We start from the raw sequence: 25,144 nt of genomic DNA, 5'->3' as shown, positions 1-25,144 counted from the left end.
AGCCCGCGCCCTGCAGTTCAAATCAAAAAGACCTAAATTTGATCCAAAGCCTGTCCTAGATCCGCGACGATATCTTCCACATCCTCAATCCCCACCGAAACCCGCATCAATCCATCTGTAATCCCCAGACGCGCGCGACCCTCCGCTCCCACCGCAGCATGCGTCATAGTGGCCGGATGACAGATCAGCGTCTCTACTCCTCCCAACGACTCCGCGAGCAGTCCGAGGCGCAACGTCTTGGCAAATGCATTCGCATTTTTCAGCGACCCCAGTTCCATCGAGATCATTGACCCAAATCCATTCTGCTGTCGCTTCGCCAGTTCGTGTTGGGGATGCTCCGCCAATCCTGGATAAAACACCTGTTGGACCTTCGCATGGCTCTTTAAGAAATCCGCAACCACGCGCCCGTTTGCATCATGCTGCTTCATCCGCACAGCCAGGGTCTTCACCCCGCGCAGCAGCAGATAACTTTCAAACGGTGACATGATTCCGCCTGTACACTTCTGCACGAACCGAAACGTTTCCGCGTGTTCCGGCTTCGTGCAAACCAGCACACCGCCCAGCCCATCCGAGTGGCCATTCAAAAACTTCGTCGTCGAGTGCATCACGATATCTGCTCCCAGCGCGATCGGCTGCTGCAGATACGGGGACAGGAACGTATTGTCGACACTCAACTCCACACCCTTCGCATGACAGATCTTCGCCACAGCCTCAATATCCGTCAGCGACATCATCGGATTCGTCGGCGTCTCGATATGGACCAACTTCGTCGCCGGCGTGATCGCAGCAGCTACATTCTCCGCCACACTCGTGTCGACGTAGGTAAAGGTCAGCCCATAGTTCGTCAGTACTTTGTCGAACAAGCGTCCAGTCCCGCCGTACACGTTGTCCGAGCAGACCACGTGGTCGCCCGACTTCATCATCGTGCACAACGCCGTAATCGCAGCCATTCCACTGCCGAACACGTGAGCACTCGTTCCGCCCTCCAAAGAGCACAGACTCACCTCCAACGCATCCCGCGTAGGGTTAGTCAGCCGCGCATACTCATGCCCTTTGTTCTTCCCGATCTCCTCCTGCTGATACGTCGAGGTCAGATAGATCGGTACATTCACCGCCCCGGTCAACTCATCCGGAGCCTGCCCATCATGGATCGCCCGCGTTGCAAATCCAGGTCGTTTCTTCATTTCCTTCATTTGTAACCTCAACAATCACAATCAATTCAAATCTGAAAAATCAATCCAACAGACCCTTTGACAGATACCGCTCCGCCGAATCCGGGATCACCGTCACCACTCTCTTGCCTCTTCCAAGTTCTTTCGCCACGTCAACTGTCGCGCACAACATCGCACCTGCGCTGGACCCCGCGAACACACCCTCTTCCGCAGCCAACCGCCTAACCATCTCCAACGCCGGCTCATCCATCACCATCATCACGCGATCACATACGGAGCGGTCAAACGTTGCAGGAATAAATGAAACCCCGATACCCTCCACCTTATGCGGTCCCGGCTCTCCGCCTTCCAGCACACTGCCCTGTGGCTCCACGGCAACGGTCAAAGTCTCCGCTCGCTTCTTCTTGAAAAACCGAGCCACCCCGGTAAATGTTCCCGCCGAGCCCACTCCCGAAACCCAGGCGTCCACGCGGCCTTCCATCTGCTCCCAGATCTCGACCGCCGTCGTCTCCTCATGGAAATCAGGATTCGCCGGATTCTCAAATTGCAGCGCAGCGAACGCTCCCGGCGTCTCTTTTTCGAATTGCAGCGCCCTTCGAATCGCGCCTGCCATGCCCTCATCCTCTGGCGTCCGCACCACCGTCGCCCCGAGCCCACGCATCAGCTTGCACTTCTCCTCGGCAAACTGCTCCGGCACATACAGCATCACCTTGTATCCGCGATTTACGCCAATCAGCGCCAACCCAACGCCTGTATTCCCCGCTGTCGCCTCTACGATCGTTCCGCCCGGCTTCAACACTCCGCGGCGCTCCGCATCCAGCACAATCCCTAACGCCGCCCTGTCCTTAATACTTCCACCAGGATTCAAATACTCCAACTTTGCCCAGATCTCCGCGCAGTTCTCACTGCCGCTTCCTGACTCAAGTCGCCGCAACCGCACCATCGGCGTCTGCCCCACCAGCTCCAATATGCTCTCCACAACCTTCATCAACCAACCCTCTGCCTTTCCTGGGACCTCCTTCTGGAAGCCTTCGACATCATCTCACTTCACGACCATACCTTTCCTGCAAGCATCAGAATCTCTTTTCTGAAGCCAGCAGTTCTGAAGTAGTGGATGTACCCCCGCTAAAGGGTAAACACTGCCATCTAAAAGAATTGAGGAAGAGAAGATTTTCCAGCCCGGACCTTGCAGCTGATAGCCTCTACCCGATCAAGGCTTGCTCCCTGCACTAAAACCCGCGCTGGCGCCTTTGCTCGCATCCGCGACCACTCTCGGGTAGTACCCTGTTCGCGTCCGCACCGAAAGCCTCCCGAAGTTCTTCGACTTCGCCTCTACGTGCACCTCACGATACCCGCCCAGCGTGGGCGATTTCGTCGAGTGATACGAGATCGTGTACTGGGTGCGAATATCCTGCGCCACTTCCGCAGCAATCGCATCCACTTCTCTCACCGACTTCGGAAAGTACGCCGCTCCGCCCGTCTGTTCCGCGAGAGTCTCCAAAACTCTGCGCGCATGCCGCGATTCGCGTTTATCGGTATCGTCGCCAAACAACAATCCCACGCAGTAGATCACCGGCCCATCCAGATCCTGAATCCTCCGAATCGTCTGTTCCAGTGTCGCGCTCGAGGCGTTGTCTTCGCCATCCGTAATCACAAGCAGCACCTGCTTCGGATGTTTCGCGTTCTTGCTTAAATAGTCCGCAGAAGCCACCAGCGCATCGTAGATCGCCGTTCCACCGCTTGACTTGATATATCCCAACCCTTGTTGCAGCTTGTCGATATTGTTCGTAAAGTCCTGGTCGATGAACGCCTCCCACGAGAAGTCAACCAGAAACTCTTCATCTTCCGGATTCGACAGCTTTACAAAATCCAGCGAGGCCTTATCCACCGAAACCCGCTTGTCATACATCGATCCTGAACTATCGATCAGCAGCCCCAGCGAAACCGGCAAATCCTCATGCCGAAACGAGTTGATCGTCTGCGGTACGCCATCTTCATAAATGTGAAACGCGTCCTTATCCAGCGTCTGAACCGAGCGTCCGCTCCCATCGAGCACAGTCGCGTTCAACCGGACTTCGTAAGCATCCTGTCGCAGCGTGTACTTGCCGCCCTCACGAGAGATTGCGCCACCGGCTCCCACACCCTGCGGCGCGCCAGTCTGGCTCTGCGCAGGCGCGTCTGGATCCGGCGAAGCCACAGGATCGCGATCGATAGTCAGCGAAGGCTGTTGCGATGCGGGCCGTTGTTTCGCGGCTGTCTGTGGAGACGTCTGGGCCCATCCGCCCACCCCACCCGGCAGCAGCGCCAACCACCCCGCGGCGGCCATACCCAATGAAAAACTCTTACTGCGAAGGTGCATAGTACCCCTGGCGATTATGTACCGTCAGGTTTGGAAGCCCTGGCGGCGGAACGAGTCGTATCTTCAATTTACGCCAGTTTCCATCCTGCTTCACCTCAGAAGGCCGATACCCAATCACATATTCATTTCTCAGCTCGGCACTGATCCGTGAAGCAATATCCCCCAGGTCCCCTAGTTCCGACACCCGGAACATCCGTCCCCCTGTCATGTCGCAGATATCAGTCAGCAGAAGCGGCCCTAGCTGCTCCTCGGTCGTCGGGGCATACTGGTCGAAGATACCGATCGAATATATCTGAACATCGCTTTCCCGCACCACCCGCCGCAACTCGCCTTCGGTATAGCGGCTCCGGTTGTCCCCCCCATCGGAGATGATCAGCAACGCCTTGCGTTCATACTTCGCCTGCTTCAATTTATCCACGCCAAGATAGATCGCATCGATCAACGCCGTCCGATTCTCCGGCTTCAACATCACCATCCGCGCCTCGACGTCGTCCACATCCGACGTGTAGTCCACAATCACGGCTGGCCGATCGTTGAAGCCCACCACAAAAAACTCATCCTGTGGATTCGACGTCCTCAAAAACTCACTCAACGCCTTCCGCGCCCGCACAAACTTCGACGACATACTTCCGCTCAGGTCGAAGATGACCCCGATCGTCACCGGCGCGTCCTGCGTCGAAAAGCTCTTAATCACCTGCCCTATGTTGTTGTCGTAGACTTCAAAGTTTTCCTTCTCCAACCCCGTGACCAAACGGTTCATCGGATCGGTCACGGTCGCGGGAATCAGCACCAGATTCACGTCCACACGAATGCGCGCGTCACGCCTCGAGGTTGCCAGCGCAGCTGCATTTGCCGCTCCTTCAATGACAGGTTTTTTTTCTTCTGGCGTTTTCGGCGGTGGAGGAGGCGTTGGCGTATGCACTACATCCAGCGGATTCTCCTGCTCCTGCGCACCGCAAACTCCGCTCCCTGCCGAAGCCCATAGCCCCACCCAGAGCAACGTCGCAACAACCCAGATAGCTCGCCGCGCTATCCGCCGGCCTGACTGCGAACCTCTCAGCCTACTACCCTCATCCACTCTGTTTCGCGTGTTGATTTCCATCTTGGCACCCATGTGTCCTCACGACAATCAGTCGTAACCTCAGTGAGGACTTCACATCGTCTCCGCGATAGTCAACTTACCCAGACCGCTAAAGTCCATCAGTTCTTGCGTTCTGAAGATAATAGACCCCGTGTCAACCCCTTTTGTCATCATTTCCTTGTGAGAACGTCGTACTTCTGTCTCCTCAACGTTCTCCGTGCGCTTCCGGATTCGACCTAACCCTTCTTCCTCTGTCTTTCACACTCCAACCCGTACAATCACCTCATATCCCAAGTCTGGAGAAACCTCGAAGCATGGCCCGTCTCTACCCTTTCCGCGCCCTCCGTTACGACCCCGCCCGCGTCAACATGGAAGACGTCGTCACCCAGCCCTACGATAAGATCACCCCGGCCATGCAGCAGCGCTACTACGAAGCCAGCCCCTACAATCTCATCCGCGTCATTCTCGGCAAACACGAGCCCGGCGATACCGATCCCCAGGACTTCCTCCCTGCAGGCGAGCAGGCACACAACGTCTACACCCGCGCCGCCGAAACCCTCCGCGACTGGCGCCACGACCGCGTCCTCGCCGAAGAGTCCGAACCTGCCGTCTACGGCTACTCCCAGACCTACGAAGTTCCTGGCACGAGCGAAACCCGCGAACGCCGCGGCTTCATCGCCCTCGGCCACCTCTATGACTACGCCGACAAAGTCGTCTACCGCCACGAGCAGACCTTCCCCAAGCACAAGTCCGACCGCCTCGCCCTCTTCAAGGCCACCCGCGCCTACTGCGAGCAGATTTACATGCTCTACTCCGACCCCGCCTTCACCGCTGAAAAACTAATTTTCGGCGCCAGCGGCCCCAATGGCCCGGACACCGCCCCAGCCGACCTCGCCATCACCGACGAGTACAACGTCGTCCACCGCCTCTGGAAGATCTCCGATCCCGGCATCATCAATCTGCTCCTCACAGCCATGGCGGACAAAAAGCTCATCATCGCCGACGGCCATCACCGCTACGAGACCTCCGTCGCCTACGCTAAGGAGCGTTCTGCCCAACTCAAACTCCCATTCAAACAACCCATCCCCGGCGACGAGGACGGCTCACCCTCGGTCATCGCCGACGGAGACACCCGCTCCACCCTTCCCACCCCCGCCTTCCCCGAAGCAGCCATGATGATGACCTTCGTTAACATGGACGCCCCCGGAATCACCATCCTGCCCACTCATCGCGTCGTCCACGGCCTGCCCAGCTTCAGTTCGCCCGACTTCGTCACCAAAGCCAGCGCTTTCTTTAACGTCAAAGAGCTCGACAGCCCCGATCTAGCCGCCCTCAACACCACCCACGGCACCGCCTTCCTCGCCGCAACCGGCGACGGCAACTATCTCATGACTCCAAAGCCCGACGTTATCGCGCAAGCCCTCAAAGGCATCTCACCTCGCCAGGCGCAGCTCGACGTCGTCCAGCTCCACTCCATCATCCTCGACAAGCTCCTCGGCCTCGATCAGGACACCATCACCCGCCTCGGCAACGTCCGCTACATCCGCGAGGCCTCCGAAGCCACCGCTCTGGTCACCAGCGGCGATGCCGACATCGCCTTCCTCATCAAGCCAATCACCCTCGACCAACTCCGCGACATCTCGCTCTCCGGCGACGTCATGCCCCAAAAATCCACCGACTTCTACCCCAAACTCCTCAGCGGCCTTGCCATCTACGCCCTCGACTAACTAACCCGCCTTACAAGACAGGAAACCCACTTCAGAGGATGGTGTCGGGCGTTTTTCTCTCCGCGTGAAATCAGAAACCGTCATCTCAACCGAAGGCGCTCACAGTCTCATCGTGAGCGCCGCAGTGGAGAAACCCTTGGATTTCGCTTTGGTCTTCCCACGCATCACTTCTGACGGTAACCCACACATCCTTATCCGCCATTTACAATCAAACCCGCGACCACACACTATCCCTTGACTCTCCCCGCTAAGCCCATCGCCGCGCGCCTCCTCCTCGCATTCCTGACGAGCCTCGCCGCCCTTCCCGTCTCAGCCCAGCAGCCCCTTCCTCGCACCGTCATCTTCCTCGACCCAGCCCACGGCGGCTCCGATCCCGGCGCCCGTCTCTCCGACAATCTCCCCGAAAAGACCGTCACTCTCTCCTTCGCCGCTCGCCTCCGCGCCGTCCTCTCCAGCAGCGGCTTCTCCGTCATCACCACCCGCGACTCCGACCCTTCAGCCGCCTTCACCACAGACCAGCGCGCCGAAATAGCCAACCACTCCCACCCAACCGCCTGCCTCATCCTCCACGCCACCGCCGGCGGCAACGGCATCCACATCATCACCTCCGACCTCGCCCCGCCCGACGACAACTACGCTGACACCCGCCACGCGATTCCCTGGGACACCGCTCAATCCGCCTCCATCCCCCAAAGCGTGGCCTTAGCCAACACCCTCGGCCTCGCTCTCCTTCACGCCAGGCTCCCCGTCCTGCTCACCCGTGCCTCCCTTCGCCCTCTCGACAACTTTACCTGCCCTGCCATCGCCATCGAGATCGCCCCCCTTACCCCCGACGACGGTGACACAACCCCCGTAAGCGACGCCAACTACCAGCAGCAAATAGCCCAGGCCATCGCCACCGGCCTCACAACCTGGCGCAGAAACCTGGGCGCCCCGGTCGGAGTCACTCGATGATCCCCCGCTACCAGCGCATTCTCTTCTGGAGCCTCTTCGCCGGCATCTTCCTCATGTCCGCCTTCCTGCTCCGCGGCTGCCAGCAAGCCCACAAGCGCCTCGCCGCCCTCAACGACGCCACCCCGATCGCTGCCCCCACAGCCACCAGCACCGAAGACGTAACCCTCTACCTCGCCAACGACACTGACGCCTCCATCACACCAACCACCGAATCCCTCGCCCTGCCTCAGGCTCCCACTCTCCGCGCCCGCACCCTGCTCGATCACCTCCTCTCTGCCTACTCCCTCCCCACCTCCAAACATCCACTCCAAAGCGGCCTCGCTGTCGATGACGTCTTCCTGCTCGGCGAACCAACCAACGGTCCCGACAAACCCTCAACGAGTTCTATCCCGGTTAGCTCGCCGCAAGCCAGACAGTTGGCTATCGTCAATCTCCGCGGCTCTTTCGTAGACAACCACCCCTCAGGCATTCAGGTCGAAGCCCTCACCCTGCAATCGATCATCGGCACTCTCCATGCCGCTCTCCCCGAGGTCACCAGTATCCGTTTCCTCGTCGACGGCCAGCCTCACGACACCCTTGCCGGTCACGCCGACCTCCTTCGCACCTACCCAGCGGTCGACACTACCGTCCACCCGGCCCCACCGACCGAAACTCCTCAGCTATAACCGAAAGCTATAAAAACAGCCATGACCGAAAGCCCCTCAGCCCAACCAAACACCGCAAAGTCCCTCACCATTGGCGTCTTCGACTCTGGCTTCGGCGGCCTCACCGTACTCCGGGCGCTTCTCCCCCTCATCCCCGACGCGCATTACATCTTCCTCGGCGACACCGCCCGTCTCCCCTACGGCTCCAAGTCTCGCGAGACTGTCGCAAGGTACGCCGTCTCCAGCGCAAAGTTCCTCCACACCCAGGGCGCCGACCTCCTCGTCATCGCCTGCAACACCGCCACCGCACTGGCCCTCGAAGACATCCAACAAGCCCTTCCCATCCCCGTCATCGGAGTAGTCGAACCCGGAGCCCAAGCTGCCCTAACCACCTCAAGCTTCCCCGTCGGCCCACATCACGTCCTCGTCCTCGCCACCTCCGCTACGGTCCAATCCCACGCCTACACCCACGCCCTACACACCCTTGGCCTCGAAGCCAGCGAAAAGGCCTGTCCCCTTCTCGTCCCTCTTGTCGAAGAAGGTTGGACCAACCATCCCGTCACCGATGACGTCCTGAAGATCTACCTCACCGAAGCCCTGGCTGCTGCCCCGGCAACCCAAACCCTCCTGCTCGGCTGCACCCACTACCCTCTCATCGAACAAGCCATCCACCGAACCCTCGACGCCATCGGCCACCCCCTCACCATCATCGACTCCGCCGACGCCGCCGCCCGAGCCACCGCCGCCCTCGTAGCCCAGCAGTTTCCCGATCGAACCAGCGACGCCAAACCCACCTGCACCTTCTACGCCACCGACTCCATCGAAAAATTCCAACGCCTCGGCTCCAACTTTCTCGGCCAGCCCGTCGCCGAAGTAAATCTCATCGATCTCGGGGGCTAAACTAGATCCGGCCACGCGCAAGTTATTGTTGACCTCAACGAAAAGAGACAAACAAAATGGCATTCCTGCTAAAAACCGAACCTAACAAATACTCCTTCGACGACCTCGAGCGCGATGGCGAGACCACCTGGGACGGTATTTCCAACCCTCAGGCTCTGCTCTATCTCCGCGGCATGAAAAAGGGCGAACAGCTGGTCATCTATCACTCCAACATCGGCAAAGCGGCCGTGGGCTTGGCGAAAGTAGTCTCCGTCGACGCCGCCGATCCCAAAAACCCACAAGTCCGCATCAAGCCGGTTAGGCGGCTCAAAGCCGAGAAGCCTCTCGCCGACATGCGCACCGCCTCCGTCTTCAAAGACTCCATCCTGTTCCGCCAGTTCCGCCTCTCCGTCGTCCCTCTCACCGACGCGCAGTACGACTGGCTCACCACTTAGGCAGTCTTCAAGATCACCTTCTTCTCGAAGTATGAAGCGTTCGCCATGTGGCAGGCCGCCGCCGCATGATGGCCAAACACCACGTCCTCCACCACAGGCTTCCGTGACCTCACGGCATCGAAGAACGTAGCCAGGTGCGGCCTCAGCTCATCCCACGACGGCCCCTTCCACATCATCGTGTCATCCAGCGGATGCTCCGCCAGAAACGCATCATGCTCGGCATGCCACTGCTTCTCATACTGCGCATGCATCGCTGCCGGAAACCCATTGATCCCATAAGCCGGCGAGCGATCCACGCCCAGCTCAGGAATCAGCGTCACAGTGTTGGTATTCGAGATCTCAATAACGCCCTTCGGCCCCATCACCCGAGTCACCTCTGGCGTCTCCGTCCCCAGCGTCAGCCGTACCGTCACCGGCACATTGCCATACTCAAACGAGGTCACCATCAAGTCCGGCATATTCCGCCCATCCTTCCAGCGATAGATCCCCCCCATCGAATAAGCCCGATCTGGAATTGCGTTGATGCCAGTTACAAATTGCATTCCGGTCAACAGATGCACCATCAGATCACCCGCCATGCCCGTGCCGTACTCATGAAACGCACGCCACCGCGCAAACGCAATCGGGTCGAACGCCTTCTTAGGCGCGGTCCCCTGCCACGTCACCCAATCCAGCGTCTCCGGCGACAGATCAAGCGGCGGAGGATAAACCCACGCCCCACCAGGCGAGTTCCTCCCCAGCTGCAACTCCACCTGATGCACCTCTCCAATCGCGCCCGAGTCATACAACTCCTTCGCCTTCGCAAACACCTTCGAACTCACCCTCTGCGAACCCACCTGCACAAAGTTCTTGCTCCCCTTCACCGCCGCAACCATCTCCTCGCCCTCGGCGATCGTGTGCGCCATCGGCTTCTCACAGTGCACATCCTTCCCGGCGCGAATCGCATCGACAGTCACCTGCTTATGCCAGTGATCCGGCACCGCAACAATCACCGCCTCAATATCCTTGTCCTCGAGAATATCCTGATACCGTCGCGTCGTCTTGATGTTCGCCCCGGCGATCTCCTTCGCCAGCGTATGCCGCCCGTCGTACAGATCACACGCCGCCACACACTGCGCCTGCGGCAGACTCACAGCATTCCTCAGCAACTGGGATCCTTGAATCCCTACTCCAATGCTCGCAAACCGCACCCGGTCCCCGCTCGCCACTGGCTGCGCCTGTTCTTCCCCAAGCGCCACCGCACCCGGCAAAACCGCTGACATCGCCAACCCACTACCCGTCTGCAAAAACCGTCTCCGTGAAAACTCCGACATACCCATGGTCTCCTTAGCTGCGAATCCAGCATAGACCACGATGCGCCATCATGCGTCACCGTGCCGAACAGTATTCGCGCCACCGGATACGCTGGTATCCTCAATCTTGCGTATTCGAACAGGAGACACCGAACATCATGATTGATCTCAAAGGCAAAGTGGCCGTCGTCTTCGGCCTCGCCAACAAACGCAGCATCGCCTGGGGCATCGCCCAGAAGCTCTCCGAAGCCGGCGCCACCCTAGCCATCTGCTACCAGAACGAACGCCTCCAGCGCGAAGCCGAAGAGCTCGCCGCCGACCTGCCCAACACCAAGACCTTCCGTTGCGACGTCTCCATCGACGCCGACATCGACAACGTCTTCGAGCAACTCAAATCCGCCTACGGAAAAATCGACATTCTCGTCCACTCCATCGGCTTCGCTCCCAACATCAAGAACAACGTCCTCAACACCGCCCGCGAAGACTTCCGCATCGCTCACGACATCAGCGTCTACTCCCTCATCGCCCTCGCTCGCGCTGCAGAGCCCTTGATGGCCGAAGGCAGCTCCATCCTCACCCTCACCTACTACGGAGCAGAAAAAGTCTTCCCCAACTACAACATCATGGGCGTCGCCAAAGCCGGTCTCGAAGCCGCCGTCCGCTACCTCGCCTCCGACCTCGGTGCAAAAAAAATCCGTGTCAACGCCATCTCCGCTGGCCCCATCAAGACCCTCGCCGCGCGCGGCATCAGCGACTTCACCAGCATCCTTACCGCAGTCGAACAACGCGCCCCGCTCCACCGGAACGTCGACGCATTAGAAGTCGGCAACGCAGCCATATTCCTCTCGAGCGACCTTGCCAGCGGCATCACCGGCGAAATCACATTCGTAGACTGCGGCTTCAACGTCACCGGCCTCTAAAACAAATCAACCCCAAAAACCACCGTCATCTCGGCCGAAGCAGCGGGCAGTCTTATCGTCCGCTGCGCAGTGGAGGGACCCTCCACATTTTGCATTTGTCTTAATCGGGCGGCAACCCGATTCCTGTATCCTTCACTCCTATTCGAAGGAGCCATTCATGACCATCTCAGAAATTCTCCTCCAGGACTTCGACACCGAGGTCTCCAACACCCGCCGCACCCTGGAGCGCGTCCCCGAAGGCAAAAACGACTGGAAGTGTCACGACAAATCGATGCCCTTCGGCAAGCTCGCCATGCACTGCGCCACCATCCTCATGTTCGGCCACTACATCCTCGAAGACGACGGAATGGACATGGCCAACTCAAAACGATCACAAATGTCCTTCGAGTTCACCACACGCGACAATTCGCTGAAACAACTCGACGAAAGCTCTGCGAAGTGCCGGGCCTCACTTGCCGCTGCGAGCGATGAGCATCTCTCAAAACTCTGGAAGTTCTCTTACGGCGACAAAATCATCTCCCACAACCCGCGCTCACAATCCTTCCGCCAGATGTGCTTCGACCACCTCATCCACCACACCGCGCAACTAGGCGTCTATCTCCGCCTCAACGACATTCCCGTCCCCGCACTCTACGGCCCCTCCGCCGACGAGCAGTGGTCAGCCTGAGAGCAATCCTTCAGACTGCACCTCAAGGCCGCTTGTAAACGACCCCATTCTTCATCACAAACACTACCTTCGTCGTCGCCGAGATATTCTCCAACGGATCTCCCGGCACGGCGATCACATCCGCAAAGTACCCAGCCTTCAACTCCCCAATCTGTCCCCCCCAACCCAACAACCTCGCACCATTCAGCAGGTCCGCCTGCAACGCCGCCGCCGGCTTCATCCCAAACTCCACCATCAACTCCAGCTCCCGGGCCTGCGTCCCATGCTGAAACGGCCCCACATCGCTTCCCATCGCCATCGGCACCCCCGCTGCAAGCTGCTTCTTGAACTCCGCAGCATGATATTTCTGCTCATTGCGATCCCACTCTGCCCGCGCCGGATTCGCTGCATGATCCGCAAAGTACTCCGCAATCGCAAACGTCGGCACCGCATAAATCTGCTTCTCCTTCATCGCCTTCATCGTCGCGTCGCTCAACTGGTATGCATGATCCACCGAAGCCACCCCCGCTGCCACTGCAAACCCTGTCCCCGGCTCCCCCGTAGCATGAACAGCCACCCCACGCCCCGACCCCGCACCACCGCCGGCCCTCTCAGCTTCCTTCACCGCAGCCGCAAGCTCAGCCTCGGTGTACTGATACGGCGTTTGAAACCCACCATCCCGAAACGAATCCTTCCCCGTCTCATAGATCTTCGTAAAATCCGCGCCGCCCTTCCGCTGCTCCCGCATCACCTTCACAATCTCTTCGCTCGAATCCGCATAGTCCGCATTCGACAGCACCTTCTGCGCCGGGTTATACCCGATCGCGTCCTCATGCCCGCCAGTCAAATCAATTGCGTTGCAACTCATGCGCATCCGCGGCCCCGGAATCAACCCCGAATTGATAGCATTCCGCACTGCAACATCAGCGCATCCCGCGCCCTCGCTTCCCATATCGCGCTCAGCGGTAAAGCCAGCCATTAGATCCGCCTTCGCCGCCCCCGCCGCAATTAAAGTCCGCTCCGGCACGCTCTCTTGCACCGTCTGCAGATCTTCTGCCCCAGGATGCAGAAACAAATGCACATGCGCGTCGATTAACCCCGGCATCAGTGTCGTGCCCCCCAGGTCAATCACCTCTGCGCCCGCAGGCCGTTCCACATGCGTCCCCACTGCAACAATCTTCTCCCCCTCCACCAACACCTCACCCGGCGCCACCACCTTTCCCGCCGCCACGTCCAGCATCCTCGCCGCATGCAGCACCGTCACGTGCTTAGCCGCACCCGCATCCTGCGCCGCACAAGCCACTCCTGCCAGACTGACAACCATCCCCAAAAAAAGTTTTTTCATAGTCCCAGCAGCATATCGCGAAACTCCCAACAACGCCGTGCCTACCGCCCTACATCCAACCTCCAGCGTTCAATCGACTCAGCGAAACGCTGGAGCACACTTGGAGGACAACATGAAAGCAACATGGAAACACCACGAGGACAACAAAGCCCTCGACGCAAAGGAACGCAACGATCTTCCTGCTTCCGTCTACGCCTTTCCCGAAAAGCGCAAAGAGCCTCTCAACAACGCCTCTCACGTCCGCAACGCAATCGCCCGCTTCGACCAGGTCAAGGATGTCACCGACCACGAGCGCGAACAAGCCTTCGCCAACATCAAAGCCGCAGCCAAACACTATGGCGTCGAAATGCCAGAAACCAATTGGCATGATCTCGGCAAAAAACCTCACACCGCAAATCCAAAACACAAAAAATCAGCTTGATCTGGCGCTCGCGCGAGAAGTCGAACAATACACTTTCCAATTGACTTGACAGGTCATCCACGCTAAACACAACCATGGCCTGTCATCTTCCAAAACTCATTCGCCGGACACTTGTCCTGCTCGCGATCGTTAGCTGTCCTGCCTTCGCCGCGAATCCCAAGCTCATCATCCGCAACGCGCGCATCATGACCATGGCCAGCAACCAGCGCGAGCCCATCAACGGCTATCTCTCCATCGCGCCCGACGGCACCATCATTGCCGTAGCCGTCGGCGAGCCGCCCGCCAGCCTCCACGCCGACAAGATCGTCGACGCCCACGGCGACTTCATGATTCCTGGCTTCATCTCTGCACACAGCCACCTGTGGCAAGCGGCCTACCGCGGCCTAGCCGCCGACAAAACCCTACCCGGCTGGATCGACGATCTCTACGGCAAACACGCTTCCCTTGCCTCGCCCGAGGACATGTATTGGTTCGCTCTCCTCGGCTCGCTCGACCATCTCGAGCACGGCGTAACCACCGCCTACAACTTCACCTACGGCGGCCGAGCCAAAACCGCAGAGCTGAATAATCAATTCGAAAAGGCTCAATTCCGCGGCGCCGAGGAGTCCGGCATCCGCTTCGTTCACAGTTACGGCCCCGACCGAGTATCTCCCTCCGTCACCGTCGAGCAAGGACGCGCACGCCTCAAGACCTTTCTCGACTGGACCGCCGCCCAACCTCCCAACTCACATTTTCTCAGTGTCATGATCAGCGGCATGACCGCCTTCAACAACACCTACCAGCAGGCCGTCATGGAAGCAGCCATGATGAAAGAGTTTCACCTCGGCAACCAAACCCACTACATCGAAGCGCCCGACGACCAGGGAGAGCAGCGCTCCAAGTTTCGCTGGATGCAGGACAGCGGCCTGCTCAACAACCAGCTCATCTTCGGCCACTTCATCCACGCAGACGACTACATCCTTGCGCAGACCGCCAAAGCCGGCGCATCCATGTCCTGGAACCCTCTCTCGAACGGCCGTCTAGCCTCCGGTACCGCAGATATACCGAAGTACCTCAAGATGGGCATTCGCGTAGGCATGGGCGTCGACGGTGAAGCCAGCGCCGATCTTGCCGACCCCTTCGAAAACATGCGCACCGGCCTCTACGCTATTCACGACAAGTACGAAGACGCCACCGTCATGAGCCCCTACCAGGTCCTCTGGCTCCACACCATGGGATCCGCCGACGTCCTCAACGTAAAAGACAGACTAGGCTCGCTTGAACCCGGTAAGTTCGCCGATTTTCTGCTCATCAACCCAAAGCGCCTCGGCGTCTCACTCGAAGACCCCTACGCGAACCTCGTTCTCATCGCGGCAGAGCGTGACATCGATAGCGTCTACGTCGGCGGACAATTGATGGTCGAGCACAATCAGCTCCTTCATCACGACCTCGACAAAGTCCAGGCCGAATCCAACCGCCGAGTCCTCGCCCAACACTAACTCAGCCGAGAACCTAACCAACCTTCTCCGCTAACTCAGCCCACCGCGCATACAGTTCGTCCGCCGCCGACTGCGCCGTCTCCATCTCCGCCAGCGCCGCAGTCAGCTTCACGGCATCCACCGCCACCGCCGGATCCTCAATCATCTCTCGCGCCTTCTGCAGCCGCTCCTCAGCCGCCTCCACCGCCGCCTCGATCCCCGCATACTCCCGCGCCTCCAGATAAGAAAGCTTCTTCTTCCCACCCGAATTCGAAGCTCCATTCGAAGCAATGGCAGCAGCAGGCGAAACCGCAACCCCCGTGGCCCCCGGAGCAATCGCCTCCTCCACCTTCACCCCACGCCACTGCTCCCACTGCGAGTAGTCCGCAAACATCTCCGAACCACCCCGCCCATCCAGCCCCAGCACAATCGTCGACACCCTATCCAACATGTAACGATCATGGGTCACTAATACCAACGCCCCGGTATACTCCAGCAGGCTCTCCTCCAGAATCTCCAGCGTCGCAATATCCAGATCATTCGTCGGCTCATCGAGCAGCAGCAAATCCGCAGGCTCTAGCATCAGCTTCGCAATCAGCACCCGAGCCCGCTCGCCGCCGCTCAGCCTCTCCACCGGCTGATTCAGTTGCTCACTCGTAAAGAGAAACTTCGTAGCATAACTAGCCACATGCACCACCCTGCCCTGATACACCACCGAGTCCGAATCCGGAGCCAGCGCTCGCCGCAGCGTCACACCCTCCTCCAACTCGCGCATCTGGCTGAAGTAAACAATCTTCAACGAAGCCGCCTTCTTGATCGTCCCCTTCGAAGGCTCCAACTCCCCCGTCAACAGCCGCAGCAGAGTAGTCTTCCCGCTTCCATTCGGCCCCACCAGGCCCACGCGCATCCCCGATGTCACCAGGAAATTCAATCCCTCAACAATCTTTCGATCCCCCAACACGACCGAAACATCCTCCAACTCCACTAACCGCTTCGTCTGTCTGTCCGTCGCCGAGAAATCGATCCCCGCGCTCGACGTCTGCACTCGCGAGTTGACCTCCTTCAACTGCCCAATCAAATCCTGCGCATTATCAATCCGCGCCTTTGCCTTCGTACTCCTCGCCTTCGGCCCCCGCCGCAGCCAGTCCACCTCGATCTTCACGCGATTCTTCAGCGCATCCTGCAGCTTGCTCTGCGCCTCCATATACGCCTGCTTGCCTTCGATAAACTTCGAGTACGTCCCCTTCACCCGTAGCAGCCCTTCTGCATACACACGGTTCAACTCCACTATCTCTGTCGCAACATTCTCAAGAAAATAACGATCATGGCTGATAAGCACACAAGCAAAACTACCCTCATTCAGCAGCTCCTCCAGCCACGCAATCCCGGCTAAATCCAGATGGTTTGTCGGCTCATCCAGCAGCAGCACATCCGGATGCGTTACCACCGCCTCCGCAATCGCCAGCCGCTTCCTCCACCCTCCGCTCAGCCGCGCAGCCTCCGCATCCAGACTCGGAAAACCCGTCCGCCCACTTGTCTCCCGCAGCCGTCCCTCATGCTCACCGTCGGCCACCTTCGCGCGCACCAGCGCAGCCTCCAACACCTCACGCACCGTCACCCCCGGCGCAAACACCGACTCCTGCTGCACATACCCAACCCGCGCACGCTTCCGCACCGCAACGTCACCGGCATCAGCGTCTTCATCACCCGCCAGCACCTTCAGCAGCGTAGATTTGCCCGCACCATTAGGCCCAATCAGCCCAATACGATCTCCATCACTCACAGTAAAACTGATCTCACGAAACAAAGGCGTCGCGCCAAAGGCCTTAGTCAAACCCTGCGCATTAACGATTGGTGGCATTCCTCCAGTTTACCTTTTACACCGCGCCATTCCTAATCGAACGAGCGCAATCAACAATTGAGTCGGATTAGCCAGAACCGCTCTCCGAGTCAGATGAAAAAGGCGCGCTCAGACCAAGTCGAAGTACCCTATGATGATTGCGTGAATTGGAGGCTGCCCTTGAAGATCACTCTTTTTGCGACGTTGATGATTCCATTCTGCTGCGTAGCGTCTACGATTCAGGCCGAAGCGCAGAATACGCCCACGGCCCCGGCAGCTGTTCCCGCTTCAGTTGCCACGGAACCTTCAACTCCCTCGCAAACAAAATCCTATGGACTGATCTCGGTCCCAGAGATTATGCCCGGCATCCTCGCCGGATACTTGCCGCCGGCGGCGTTGCCAAATAGTTTGGCTTTAGTTCCTCCCGCCCCCACGCCAAGCACCGCCGTCTATGCGCTGGACGAGGCTGTCAGCAAAGCCAACCTGGCACTGCAAGGCTCTCCTCGTTGGCAGCAGGCAACCAGCGATGCAGATCTATCGTTCCCTCACGCAGCCGAAACCTTTTCCTGCTCTATTGGCATTCCGATTACCGAGGTCGACACGCCGCACCTCTACGTGTTGTTGCGGCGATCCTTTACCGACGCGGCACTCTCCACCTACGCCGCCAAGAGTCATTACAACCGAAGCCGTCCATTTATGGAAAACAATCATCCGACCTGCACGCCAAACGACGAAGCCTTCTTGAGGAAAGATGGCTCCTACCCATCGGGTCACACCGCCATCGGATGGGCCTGGGCTCTCATTCTCACCGAAATTGCTCCGACCCAGACCGATGCAATTCTCGCGCGCGGACGCTCGTTCGGGGACAGCCGGCTGGTCTGCAACGTGCATTGGCAAAGTGATGTCAACGAGGGCAGAATCATGGGCGCAAGCACAGTCGCGAGACTGCACGCAGATCTTGCCTTCCTCGCCGATCTCGACGCGGCCAAAGCAGACTATGAAATTGCTCGCGCTAAGGAATTGAAACCTACTCGCGACTGCGCCGCCGAAGCCGCTGCTCTCGCAACCCCTCCCGCGACGGAAGCAAAGCCAACCGTACATTGACACCAAACGGCCACAAGCTGCATCACAGTCGGGGCAACAACTAATCCAAATCAAAATCCCGCAACGGCCGATCCGTCATCGGAGTCTCCTTCGCCTTCTTCACTGCCTCCGCAAACTTCTTCGCCATCACGTCATCCTTGTTCTTCTGCGCATCCACGCTCTGCTGAAAGATCGAATCCCTCCGCGCATCCGCCTCGCGCAACGCCTTCGCCGCCTCGCCAAAGTCCTCGAACATCTTCTTCTTCGGAGCAGACTTATGCGCAATCACCGACCGCGTCACCGGATCCACCTTCAGCATCCCCCCACAATCCGGACACATCACTTCAAATGGCTGATCGCTCAATCCCATCGCAAAACACCTCACCACCATTCTAAGACCGCAAGTCAAACCCGTCAGCCACACAAGAGCTTTGGCTTTCGTTCGGTGTCGTCATCCTGAGCGAAGCAAAAGGACTCCCGTATTTGCTTTTGTGTTGTGTTTACTTCCAGCCGTCTGTCGAGGCTTCAAGTGTAAGTTTCTACAGCCGCACAACCACATGCCCCGGACACTGATTCTCCGCCACCCCAACCAGCTTCTCCACCAGACCATCCCCAAATCGCGCCATAAACCAAACCCCTGCAATCACGCGCTCCTGCGGATGTCCCCCCGGAAACACGTTCAGCACAATCGCCTCTGCATGCTTCCGCAGACTGGCCTCCTTCTGCAACTCAAACGTGGCCGCCATCCGCCGCAGCCGATTCATCTGATATTGCATCTTCGAACCCGACACCTCCGCCGCCCGCCCTAGCGACGCATCCATCCCACCCAAATAATCGGTCAGCGCACTCAATTCCGTCTCCATCGCATTCCCGGCCGCCGCCAGCTTGCGCTTCCCCTCAATCGGCATTGCACGAGCCCCGAGCCTCTGTGACAGCGCCTCCGCTGTCGTCATCGCATCCGGCAGTTGCACCTCATCTTTGTCCATCACGGTCGCAATCGCCGGCTCGAGCAACGTCGCACTCAGTCGCGGCAACACCGGCGTGATCCGACCCAGGATCGCCTCATACAAAACCGCACTCTGCGCAAAATAAGCAATCTCAGCCGGCCCACCAATATAGGCTGCAGTAGGCAGTAACGTATCCTGAAACACCGGCCGCAGCAGCGCATTCGGACTCAATCTCTCCGACGCCGTCTCTAAAATCGCAATCAGCTCCGCCGTCGAATAACTCCGTCCACCAGCCTTCCACATTCCATCCGGTGTACGCCGCAACGCTTCGCGATCCCACAATCCGATTCCCTGCGGATCACTCAAAAGAAACAGCAGTGAAGCTCCGGCATTCACCAGGACCTGAGCGTGATATCCACCAGACTCAAGCTCCTTCGTCCGCTTCAACAACGCCTCTTCAAGTTCTGCCGCATGTTCGATCGCATACCGTAGCGTCTCTGCGCCAAGAGCATGAAATCCCCGATCCGCGGCATCCATCACAATGAGTCCCTGCTCTTCAAACAGCCGCGTCATCAGCCGTCCGAACGCACTCCCTAAAGTAGGTCCGTGATCATTCCCAGGCTGAGACCCATAACACTCGCGAAGCAGATCACAGACAGGCGCATACCCCAATAACTCACTCGCCTGCTCTAACAGTTCATCGATATGGCCCTCAAGCACCACGCCACCGGAAGGAACAGCATGATGAGGAAACTTCACACCCATCGAAAGCTTCTCCACCGAGGTCTTCGTCAGCAGTGAAACCTGATCCACCTCTTCCAGGTCATGATCCTCCGTCGCCATCCAGAACACCGGCACGTGTTCAACACCGGTAGCCTTGGTCGCCTCCTTCGCCCGCGCCACCGCCGACGCAGCCTTCAGGATCGTCAACAGCGGCCCTCCGAACAGCATCACCTGCTGCCCCGTCACCACCGCCCTCGCCCCGGCTCTCAGCTTCGCAATATTCGCCTTAGTTGCGTCCCCCGCACCAAACTCAACCGCCTGCTTCTCCAACAAATCCGCCAGCGCCCCGGCATCCTTCACCGGCTTGCCTCTTCCGACCCACTTCCCGGCAAACGGCTCCGCCCCAAACCACCGTCGCACCGCCGAATCACCCGCGCTCTCCGCCATCGCAAGATAGTCGCGATAGATCTGCGAAGCATGCGGCAACACCGTGATCGGATAACACTCAACGTTCATGCAGACCTATCCTCAATCTCTTCAACAGCAACCACCCACAGCCAGACGACACAATTTTCCCGCGCATTCCGTTGGATGCCCGTCACCCAAGTCTAGATGCAGGATGATACTTTAGCCTCATGGCCGCAAAAAGAAAGCAGACCAAGCCCAGCGCCCTCCAGACCCAAGCCCCGAAACCACCAACTGCAACCACCATTAAACCGGCGTCAAAGTTCGGCAAGCCCAAACTCATCTCGTCGAAGCTCTCCTACAAGGGCAAAGTCTTCTCTGTCTTCACCGATAAACTCGAAGAGCCCGGCGGCTTCGTCAACACCCGCAACGTCATCCGCCACAACGGCTCCGTCGTCATCCTCGCCGTCGACGAGTCAAAGAACCCCGCCGACCCCGACATCATCCTTATCCGTCAGTACCGCCACGCCGCCGGCCAATTCCTCATCGAGCTCCCAGCCGGACGCGTCGACGCCAACGAAGCCACCCTCGCCGCCGCCAAACGCGAGATGATCGAAGAGACCGGCTACCGCGCCAAACGCTGGACCCTCCTCACGAAATACTTCGCCAGCCCCGGCTTTCTCGGCGAGTGGATGCAAATCTACCTCGCCCGCGATCTCCGCGAAGGCACCGCCACGCCCGAGCCCGACGAAAACATCGAAATCTTCCGCCTACCCTTCTCCGAAGCCCTCGCTCTCATAGCCGCCAACAAGATCCACGACGGCAAAACCCTCATCGGCCTCATGCTTTACGACTCGGCCCGTCGCGCCGGTCATTTCTAATCAACCGAGTCAAACGCCCGCATCGTAACGTCTTCAGAGCGAAGCAGTTTTTGGTCCTACGCAAAAATTTGCCCAGAGCTGTCGCCAGCATGCAACATCAGCTGCGCCGCTTAGCATGTTCGCAAGCAACCTGTGATTATCCACAAATAACCGGTCTGCGAGCGCCTCTTCCAGAAAACTCCCGCAACGATGTTTGCGTCACATCTTACCAGTGGTGCAACCGCTGAAACGCTTTCAGTTCCCGGTTCACCATCCGTGTTAAGACGCAAGAGAGGGAGTCGCTAAAGTGGCACAATACAAAGGTACGGTCAAGTGGTTCAACAACGCAAAAGGCTACGGTTTCCTGGGCCGCGACGATGGGGCCGATGTCTTCGTCCATTACAGTTCCATCCAGCGCGAGGGCTATAAGAGCCTCAAAGAAGGCGATGAAGTGGAGTTCGACATCATCCAGGGGAGCAAAGGCCCGCAGGCCGACCAGGTAGCCCGTCTCAAGGAAGCAACCCAGACGCAGTAGCGATTCGGAGATACGAATATGACCTCCTCTGGTCGCTGCAGCGGCTCATCGGGCAGCTCCACTCGACCCATGTAATCCTCTCTTCATATCTGTTGCATACTGACTCAGTGGCCGAAGAGGCCTCTGAAGCTCAGCTATGGATAATATCTCGATCGCCCGACTCCTCGACGAAACGGCCTCACTCCTCGAAATCGACTCCGCCGACCCCTTCCGTATCCGCTCCTACCGCCGCGCCGCCGAGGCAGTCGAGCAGCAAACCACCCAGCTCTCCACCATCGCCGACGACCCCAAGCAGCTCCTCGCCATCGCCGGCATCGGCAAAGGCATGCTCGCAAACATCCAGGCCCTCCTCACCACCGGAACCATGCCCCTCCGCGAAGAGCTCCTGCAAAAATACAAACCCACCATGCTCGAACTCCTTCGTCTCCCCGGCATGGGCCCCAAAACCGTAGCGCTCGTCTGGTCCTCCTGCCAAGTCTGTGATATAGACGGCCTCGAAGCCGCCGCCAAGGCCGGCCACCTCACCAAGCTCCCGCGCATGGGCGAAAAGTTCGTCATCAAGCTCCTCAAAGGCATCGAAGACCACCGCAAGAACTCCAGCCGCTTCCGCATCGACAAAGCCCAGCAACACGCCGACACCATCATCGGTCTCATCCGCGCCTTCCCCGGCATCGACGAGATCATCCCCGCCGGCTCCCTCCGCCGCGGCCGCGAGACCGTCGGCGATCTCGACCTCCTCGCCACCGGACCCGCCTGCGAACCTGACGTCGTCAGTGCCGCAATCGAGCACGTCGCGTCCCTCCCCCTCATCGACAAGCTCATCGCCAAAGGCCAAAACAAAGTCTCCTTCACCCTCCGCAACAACCTCCAGGTCGACGTCCGCCTCCTCCCCCGTGCCAGCTACGGAGCCGCCCTCCAATACTTCACCGGCTCGAAGATGCACAACGTAGCCCTCCGCCAACGCGCCATCAAACGCGGCCTTACCCTCAGCGAGTACGCGCTCCTCCGCCTCGAAGACAACGTCATCGTAGCCGCCGCCAGCGAGGCCGACATCTACAATGCCCTCGATCTCGACTACATCCCACCTGAGCTCCGCGAAAACGGTGGAGAACTCGAAGCCGCCGCAACCCACACCCTCCCGCAGCTCATCACACGAGCCGACATCCGCGGCGACCTGCACATGCACACCGAGGCCACCGACGGCCGCGACACCATCCGCCAGATGGCCGAAGCCGCACTCGCCCGAGGCCTCTCCTACATTGCCATCACCGACCACAGCAAAAACCTCGCCATGACCAACGGCCTCGACGACGCCCGCGCCCTCGCCCACATCAAGCGCATCCGCGAAGTCGACGCCGAACTCCAGCAAGAGCTCAAAGGAAAGATTCGCATCCTCCCCGGCATCGAGGTCGACATCCTCGCCGACGGCGCCCTCGACCTCGATGACTCGACCCTCGCGCAAATGGACATCGTTGTAGCCAGCGTTCACTCGCACTTCAACCAGCCCACCGAAGAGATGACCGCCCGCGTCCTCCGCGCCCTCGAAAACCCACACGTCCGCATCCTCGGCCACCCCACCGGCCGCAAAGTTCTGGGACGCGAACCGTACGCCGTCAACGTCGACACCGTCCTCAGACAAGCCGCGAAACTAGGCGTAGCCGTCGAGCACAACGCCAGCCCCGCCCGCGCCGACCTCAACGACCTCCATCTCCGCCTCGCCAAACAGCACCGCTGCAAGATCGTCATCAACACCGACGCCCACGCCACCGAAGAGCTCGACCAGATGCGTTACGGCATCACCCAACTCCGTCGCGCCTGGCTCACCCCCACCGACATCCTCAACACCCAACCCACCGCCGAAGCGCTCCTTAAAAACCTTCGCCCCAAACCCTGACCAAGGAACCAACGCACTCCTCACCGTATCTACCATCAAACCGAAATAACACCACGAAGCAACAGGAGACGCCGTTGCGCAAATCGCTCTGCTATGCCCTGATCTTCGCAGCCACCCTAACCGCGCACGCCTACCAGTCTGCGCAAAAATCCCAGTCCAACCAAAACTCTCAGTCCGAATCCATGGATTGCACCGATTCCGACAAGCCCATCACCACGCACGACTACACCGCTGCCCCCGCCGACATCGTCCAGCCCCATCACCTCGAGCTCACACGCCCCTTCGACACCAGCGCAAAGCTGAAGCTCCACATCTGCCGCGCCGACCTGCGCGTAAACATCCAACCCGACTCCAGCCAGATAAAGCTCACAGTCCTGCTTAATTCCGAATCAGGCAGCTATAACATAGCCAACTACATCAAGACCATCCGCATTCAGCCCGACAAAGGCGTCATCCAGCTCAACTTCCCAAAGGGAGCCCACGCAACCGTAACCGTAACGCTACCCATGGGTCTGAACTCCGACAATGAGATCAACCTCGGCTACGGCAACCTCAACTTCAACGCCGCAGGCAGCGCCGGCCACCGTGAGTTCAACGTAGGCATGGGCCAGATGGATCTCCTGCTCGATAAAGATAAGAGCTACGCCAAAATGGCGGTCAACATTGGTCTTGGCACCCTCCACGACCACCGCCCCGGCGGCTCCGACGGCCACGTCAACGTCACCAAAGTGTACCCAGGCACCGGCGCAGGCTCACTCGAGATCAACGTAGGCATGGGCATCCTCGACATTCGCAACGACTAAAGCCACACCAACAGCAACGCGCCTTCACCCAACAAAGTCGCTTGAGTGAAGACGCGCAAGCCATTCGAAAATCCCTCAGAAAATACTCGTAGCCGGCGTATCCACTGTCATTCGAGTTCCCGTAATCGTCCCCTGAAAGTGAGCTACCCGATTTCCAGCTTCGGTGTACTGGTCGATCGTGAACGGGCCGCTGAACGAATTCCCCTCACGATCCAGCGTTACTTGTTCCTGAATTTGCGCCGGACCAATCAGGTTCAATCCAGTGTTGTCATAAGCTGCCGCAAAATGATTCAGCTTGAACACATTCAACTTAACCTGCTTCCACACTCCCATGCACATATCCCCAATAAGCGGAGGCCTGCCACCCGACTGCATAATCTCCGTCCCGTCGCCATGCCAGATCGAATACCCTGCATCGAATTCGGTGCCATCTTTGAACCCAGCCGTATCTTTCAGGAAGAACTTCACATGCCACATCCCGACAATCGGTGAAAAATTATCAAGCACATCGTTCGCCAGCAGAAAATGTGCTCCTCCAGTTTGATAGTTATAGCCAGTATGCGTTGGCGTCGGACGATTGACTCCGCATATAGCATTCGCGTTAGGAACGAACAGAATGGTCAGTGCTGCCGCGCCAACCATGGCAGACAACGATCGATAGAGCTTCTTCATTTCATCTCTCCTTTGCCGGCTTGGCCAGCT

24 protein-coding genes are annotated in these 25,144 nt (G+C 58.8%); 14 read left to right on the top strand and 10 right to left on the bottom strand.

Going from position 1 to position 25,144, the window contains the following annotated elements; genetic code table 11:
* Nucleotides 1-32 precede the first annotated feature (32 nt).
* The 4 genes from HDF14_RS11120 to HDF14_RS11105 form a co-directional block, all read right to left on the bottom strand.
* The gene (locus HDF14_RS11120; RefSeq protein ID WP_183976455.1) at nt 33-1,184 is read right to left on the bottom strand and encodes a trans-sulfuration enzyme family protein; all 1,152 of its coding nucleotides are present in this window, start codon (nt 1,182-1,184) and stop codon (nt 33-35) included.
* Nucleotides 1,185-1,233: 49 nt separating this feature from the next.
* Complete coding sequence (locus tag HDF14_RS11115; RefSeq protein WP_183976453.1) at nt 1,234-2,160, bottom strand: PLP-dependent cysteine synthase family protein; 927 nt, start codon at nt 2,158-2,160, stop codon at nt 1,234-1,236.
* A gap of 222 nt (nt 2,161-2,382) precedes the next feature.
* A complete protein-coding gene (locus tag HDF14_RS11110; RefSeq protein WP_260698181.1) occupies nt 2,383-3,531 on the bottom strand; it encodes a VWA domain-containing protein in 1,149 nt (382 codons plus the stop codon).
* The gene (locus tag HDF14_RS11105) at nt 3,515-4,645 is read right to left on the bottom strand and encodes a VWA domain-containing protein (RefSeq protein WP_260698180.1); all 1,131 of its coding nucleotides are present in this window, start codon (nt 4,643-4,645) and stop codon (nt 3,515-3,517) included. Before HDF14_RS11105 ends, HDF14_RS11110 begins: the two co-directional genes overlap by 17 nt.
* A 281-nt stretch (nt 4,646-4,926) precedes the next feature.
* On the opposite strand from HDF14_RS11105, the gene HDF14_RS11100 reads away from it, so the two are divergent.
* The 5 genes from HDF14_RS11100 (at nt 4,927) to HDF14_RS11080 (ending at nt 9,271) form a co-directional block, all read left to right on the top strand.
* Nucleotides 4,927-6,339 carry a DUF1015 domain-containing protein gene (locus tag HDF14_RS11100; protein WP_183976451.1) on the top strand — a complete coding sequence of 471 codons (1,413 nt, stop codon included), beginning with the start codon at nt 4,927-4,929 and terminating at the stop codon, nt 6,337-6,339.
* Between the two features lie 234 nt (nt 6,340-6,573).
* Nucleotides 6,574-7,293, top strand: coding sequence for an N-acetylmuramoyl-L-alanine amidase family protein (locus HDF14_RS11095; RefSeq protein ID WP_183976449.1), 720 nt, complete (start codon nt 6,574-6,576; stop codon nt 7,291-7,293).
* Entirely contained in the window at nt 7,290-7,958 is a 669-nt protein-coding gene (locus tag HDF14_RS11090; RefSeq protein ID WP_183976447.1) for a GerMN domain-containing protein, read from the top strand. The genes HDF14_RS11095 and HDF14_RS11090 overlap by 4 nt, the downstream gene beginning before the upstream one ends.
* Before the next feature lie 21 nt (nt 7,959-7,979).
* Nucleotides 7,980-8,837, top strand: coding sequence for a glutamate racemase (murI, locus tag HDF14_RS11085; protein ID WP_183976445.1), 858 nt, complete (start codon nt 7,980-7,982; stop codon nt 8,835-8,837).
* Nucleotides 8,838-8,893: 56 nt separating this feature from the next.
* Nucleotides 8,894-9,271, top strand: coding sequence for an EVE domain-containing protein (locus tag HDF14_RS11080; protein ID WP_183976443.1), 378 nt, complete (start codon nt 8,894-8,896; stop codon nt 9,269-9,271).
* Here HDF14_RS11080 and HDF14_RS11075 read toward each other — a convergent pair.
* Entirely contained in the window at nt 9,268-10,584 is a 1,317-nt protein-coding gene (locus tag HDF14_RS11075) for a Gfo/Idh/MocA family protein (protein ID WP_260698179.1), read from the bottom strand. The two genes, HDF14_RS11080 and HDF14_RS11075, sit on opposite strands and share 4 nt — an antisense overlap.
* Nucleotides 10,585-10,721: 137 nt before the next feature.
* Here HDF14_RS11075 and HDF14_RS11070 point away from each other — a divergent pair, with 137 nt between their 5' ends.
* Nucleotides 10,722-11,483 (top strand): enoyl-ACP reductase FabI, encoded by a 762-nt coding sequence (locus tag HDF14_RS11070; RefSeq protein WP_183976439.1) that lies wholly within the window; start codon nt 10,722-10,724, stop codon nt 11,481-11,483.
* Nucleotides 11,484-11,640: 157 nt separating this feature from the next.
* Nucleotides 11,641-12,150, top strand: coding sequence for a DinB family protein (locus HDF14_RS11065; RefSeq protein WP_183976437.1), 510 nt, complete (start codon nt 11,641-11,643; stop codon nt 12,148-12,150).
* A 22-nt stretch (nt 12,151-12,172) separates the two neighbouring features.
* Here HDF14_RS11065 and HDF14_RS11060 read toward each other — a convergent pair whose 3' ends face one another.
* Nucleotides 12,173-13,474, bottom strand: coding sequence for a metal-dependent hydrolase family protein (locus tag HDF14_RS11060; RefSeq protein ID WP_260698178.1), 1,302 nt, complete (start codon nt 13,472-13,474; stop codon nt 12,173-12,175).
* A gap of 112 nt (nt 13,475-13,586) precedes the next feature.
* Between HDF14_RS11060 and HDF14_RS11055 the strand changes: the two genes are divergently transcribed.
* Nucleotides 13,587-13,895, top strand: a complete 309-nt coding sequence (locus HDF14_RS11055; protein WP_183976435.1) for a DUF6582 domain-containing protein — start codon at nt 13,587-13,589, stop codon at nt 13,893-13,895.
* A 74-nt stretch (nt 13,896-13,969) separates the two neighbouring features.
* Nucleotides 13,970-15,373 carry an amidohydrolase family protein gene (locus HDF14_RS11050; protein ID WP_183976433.1) on the top strand — a complete coding sequence of 468 codons (1,404 nt, stop codon included), beginning with the start codon at nt 13,970-13,972 and terminating at the stop codon, nt 15,371-15,373.
* A 13-nt stretch (nt 15,374-15,386) separates the two neighbouring features.
* Here the strand turns inward: HDF14_RS11050 and HDF14_RS11045 are convergent, their stop codons facing one another.
* Nucleotides 15,387-17,213: an ABC-F family ATP-binding cassette domain-containing protein gene (locus HDF14_RS11045; RefSeq protein ID WP_183976426.1), complete on the bottom strand. Its 1,827-nt coding sequence runs from the start codon at nt 17,211-17,213 to the stop codon at nt 15,387-15,389.
* Nucleotides 17,214-17,372: 159 nt separating this feature from the next.
* Here HDF14_RS11045 and HDF14_RS11040 point away from each other — a divergent pair, with 159 nt between their 5' ends.
* The gene (locus HDF14_RS11040) at nt 17,373-18,296 is read left to right on the top strand and encodes an acid phosphatase (RefSeq protein WP_221304632.1); all 924 of its coding nucleotides are present in this window, start codon (nt 17,373-17,375) and stop codon (nt 18,294-18,296) included.
* Nucleotides 18,297-18,336: 40 nt separating this feature from the next.
* Here the strand turns inward: HDF14_RS11040 and HDF14_RS11035 are convergent, their stop codons facing one another.
* Entirely contained in the window at nt 18,337-18,645 is a 309-nt protein-coding gene (locus tag HDF14_RS11035) for a hypothetical protein (RefSeq protein ID WP_183976424.1), read from the bottom strand.
* A 169-nt stretch (nt 18,646-18,814) separates the two neighbouring features.
* Nucleotides 18,815-20,461, bottom strand: coding sequence for a bacillithiol biosynthesis cysteine-adding enzyme BshC (bshC, locus tag HDF14_RS11030; RefSeq protein ID WP_183976422.1), 1,647 nt, complete (start codon nt 20,459-20,461; stop codon nt 18,815-18,817).
* Nucleotides 20,462-20,580: 119 nt separating this feature from the next.
* On the opposite strand from bshC, the gene HDF14_RS11025 reads away from it, so the two are divergent.
* The 4 genes from HDF14_RS11025 to HDF14_RS11010 all read left to right on the top strand — a co-directional run bounded on the left by HDF14_RS11025 (nt 20,581) and on the right by HDF14_RS11010 (nt 24,442).
* Nucleotides 20,581-21,231, top strand: a complete 651-nt coding sequence (locus HDF14_RS11025; protein ID WP_183976420.1) for an NUDIX hydrolase — start codon at nt 20,581-20,583, stop codon at nt 21,229-21,231.
* A 286-nt stretch (nt 21,232-21,517) separates the two neighbouring features.
* The gene (locus tag HDF14_RS11020; protein ID WP_183976418.1) at nt 21,518-21,745 is read left to right on the top strand and encodes a cold-shock protein; all 228 of its coding nucleotides are present in this window, start codon (nt 21,518-21,520) and stop codon (nt 21,743-21,745) included.
* Nucleotides 21,746-21,881: 136 nt separating this feature from the next.
* Nucleotides 21,882-23,639 carry a DNA polymerase/3'-5' exonuclease PolX gene (gene polX / locus HDF14_RS11015; protein ID WP_183976416.1) on the top strand — a complete coding sequence of 586 codons (1,758 nt, stop codon included), beginning with the start codon at nt 21,882-21,884 and terminating at the stop codon, nt 23,637-23,639.
* 74 nt (nt 23,640-23,713) lie between these two features.
* Nucleotides 23,714-24,442 carry a hypothetical protein gene (locus HDF14_RS11010; protein ID WP_183976414.1) on the top strand — a complete coding sequence of 243 codons (729 nt, stop codon included), beginning with the start codon at nt 23,714-23,716 and terminating at the stop codon, nt 24,440-24,442.
* A gap of 75 nt (nt 24,443-24,517) precedes the next feature.
* On the opposite strand, the gene HDF14_RS11005 is transcribed toward HDF14_RS11010, so the two are convergent.
* Nucleotides 24,518-25,114 carry a hypothetical protein gene (locus HDF14_RS11005; protein WP_183976412.1) on the bottom strand — a complete coding sequence of 199 codons (597 nt, stop codon included), beginning with the start codon at nt 25,112-25,114 and terminating at the stop codon, nt 24,518-24,520.
* Nucleotides 25,115-25,144 lie beyond the last annotated feature (30 nt).

It is taken from the genome of Tunturiibacter gelidiferens, assembly GCF_014201335.1.
Taxonomy (GTDB): Bacteria; Acidobacteriota; Terriglobia; order Terriglobales; family Acidobacteriaceae; genus Edaphobacter; species Edaphobacter lichenicola_E.
Note: the sequence above shows the minus strand (reverse complement) of the source record. Positions and strands in the feature narration are given on the sequence as shown.

Coding starts and splice junctions, on each gene's coding strand:
- murI (WP_183976445.1), top strand. CDS start 7,980: ATGACCGAAAGCCCCTCAGCCCAACCAAACACCGCAAAGTCCCTCACC.
- HDF14_RS11050 (WP_183976433.1), top strand. CDS start 13,970: ATGGCCTGTCATCTTCCAAAACTCATTCGCCGGACACTTGTCCTGCTC.
- HDF14_RS11115 (WP_183976453.1), bottom strand. CDS start 2,160: ATGAAGGTTGTGGAGAGCATATTGGAGCTGGTGGGGCAGACGCCGATG.
- HDF14_RS11005 (WP_183976412.1), bottom strand. CDS start 25,114: ATGAAGAAGCTCTATCGATCGTTGTCTGCCATGGTTGGCGCGGCAGCA.
- HDF14_RS11070 (WP_183976439.1), top strand. CDS start 10,722: ATGATTGATCTCAAAGGCAAAGTGGCCGTCGTCTTCGGCCTCGCCAAC.
- HDF14_RS11080 (WP_183976443.1), top strand. CDS start 8,894: ATGGCATTCCTGCTAAAAACCGAACCTAACAAATACTCCTTCGACGAC.
- HDF14_RS11060 (WP_260698178.1), bottom strand. CDS start 13,474: ATGAAAAAACTTTTTTTGGGGATGGTTGTCAGTCTGGCAGGAGTGGCT.
- HDF14_RS11075 (WP_260698179.1), bottom strand. CDS start 10,584: ATGTCGGAGTTTTCACGGAGACGGTTTTTGCAGACGGGTAGTGGGTTG.
- HDF14_RS11045 (WP_183976426.1), bottom strand. CDS start 17,213: ATGCCACCAATCGTTAATGCGCAGGGTTTGACTAAGGCCTTTGGCGCG.
- HDF14_RS11035 (WP_183976424.1), bottom strand. CDS start 18,645: ATGGGATTGAGCGATCAGCCATTTGAAGTGATGTGTCCGGATTGTGGG.
- HDF14_RS11065 (WP_183976437.1), top strand. CDS start 11,641: ATGACCATCTCAGAAATTCTCCTCCAGGACTTCGACACCGAGGTCTCC.
- HDF14_RS11110 (WP_260698181.1), bottom strand. CDS start 3,531: ATGCACCTTCGCAGTAAGAGTTTTTCATTGGGTATGGCCGCCGCGGGG.
- HDF14_RS11055 (WP_183976435.1), top strand. CDS start 13,587: ATGAAAGCAACATGGAAACACCACGAGGACAACAAAGCCCTCGACGCA.
- bshC (WP_183976422.1), bottom strand. CDS start 20,461: ATGAACGTTGAGTGTTATCCGATCACGGTGTTGCCGCATGCTTCGCAG.
- HDF14_RS11100 (WP_183976451.1), top strand. CDS start 4,927: ATGGCCCGTCTCTACCCTTTCCGCGCCCTCCGTTACGACCCCGCCCGC.
- HDF14_RS11025 (WP_183976420.1), top strand. CDS start 20,581: ATGGCCGCAAAAAGAAAGCAGACCAAGCCCAGCGCCCTCCAGACCCAA.
- HDF14_RS11105 (WP_260698180.1), bottom strand. CDS start 4,645: ATGGGTGCCAAGATGGAAATCAACACGCGAAACAGAGTGGATGAGGGT.
- HDF14_RS11120 (WP_183976455.1), bottom strand. CDS start 1,184: ATGAAGAAACGACCTGGATTTGCAACGCGGGCGATCCATGATGGGCAG.
- HDF14_RS11090 (WP_183976447.1), top strand. CDS start 7,290: ATGATCCCCCGCTACCAGCGCATTCTCTTCTGGAGCCTCTTCGCCGGC.
- polX (WP_183976416.1), top strand. CDS start 21,882: ATGGATAATATCTCGATCGCCCGACTCCTCGACGAAACGGCCTCACTC.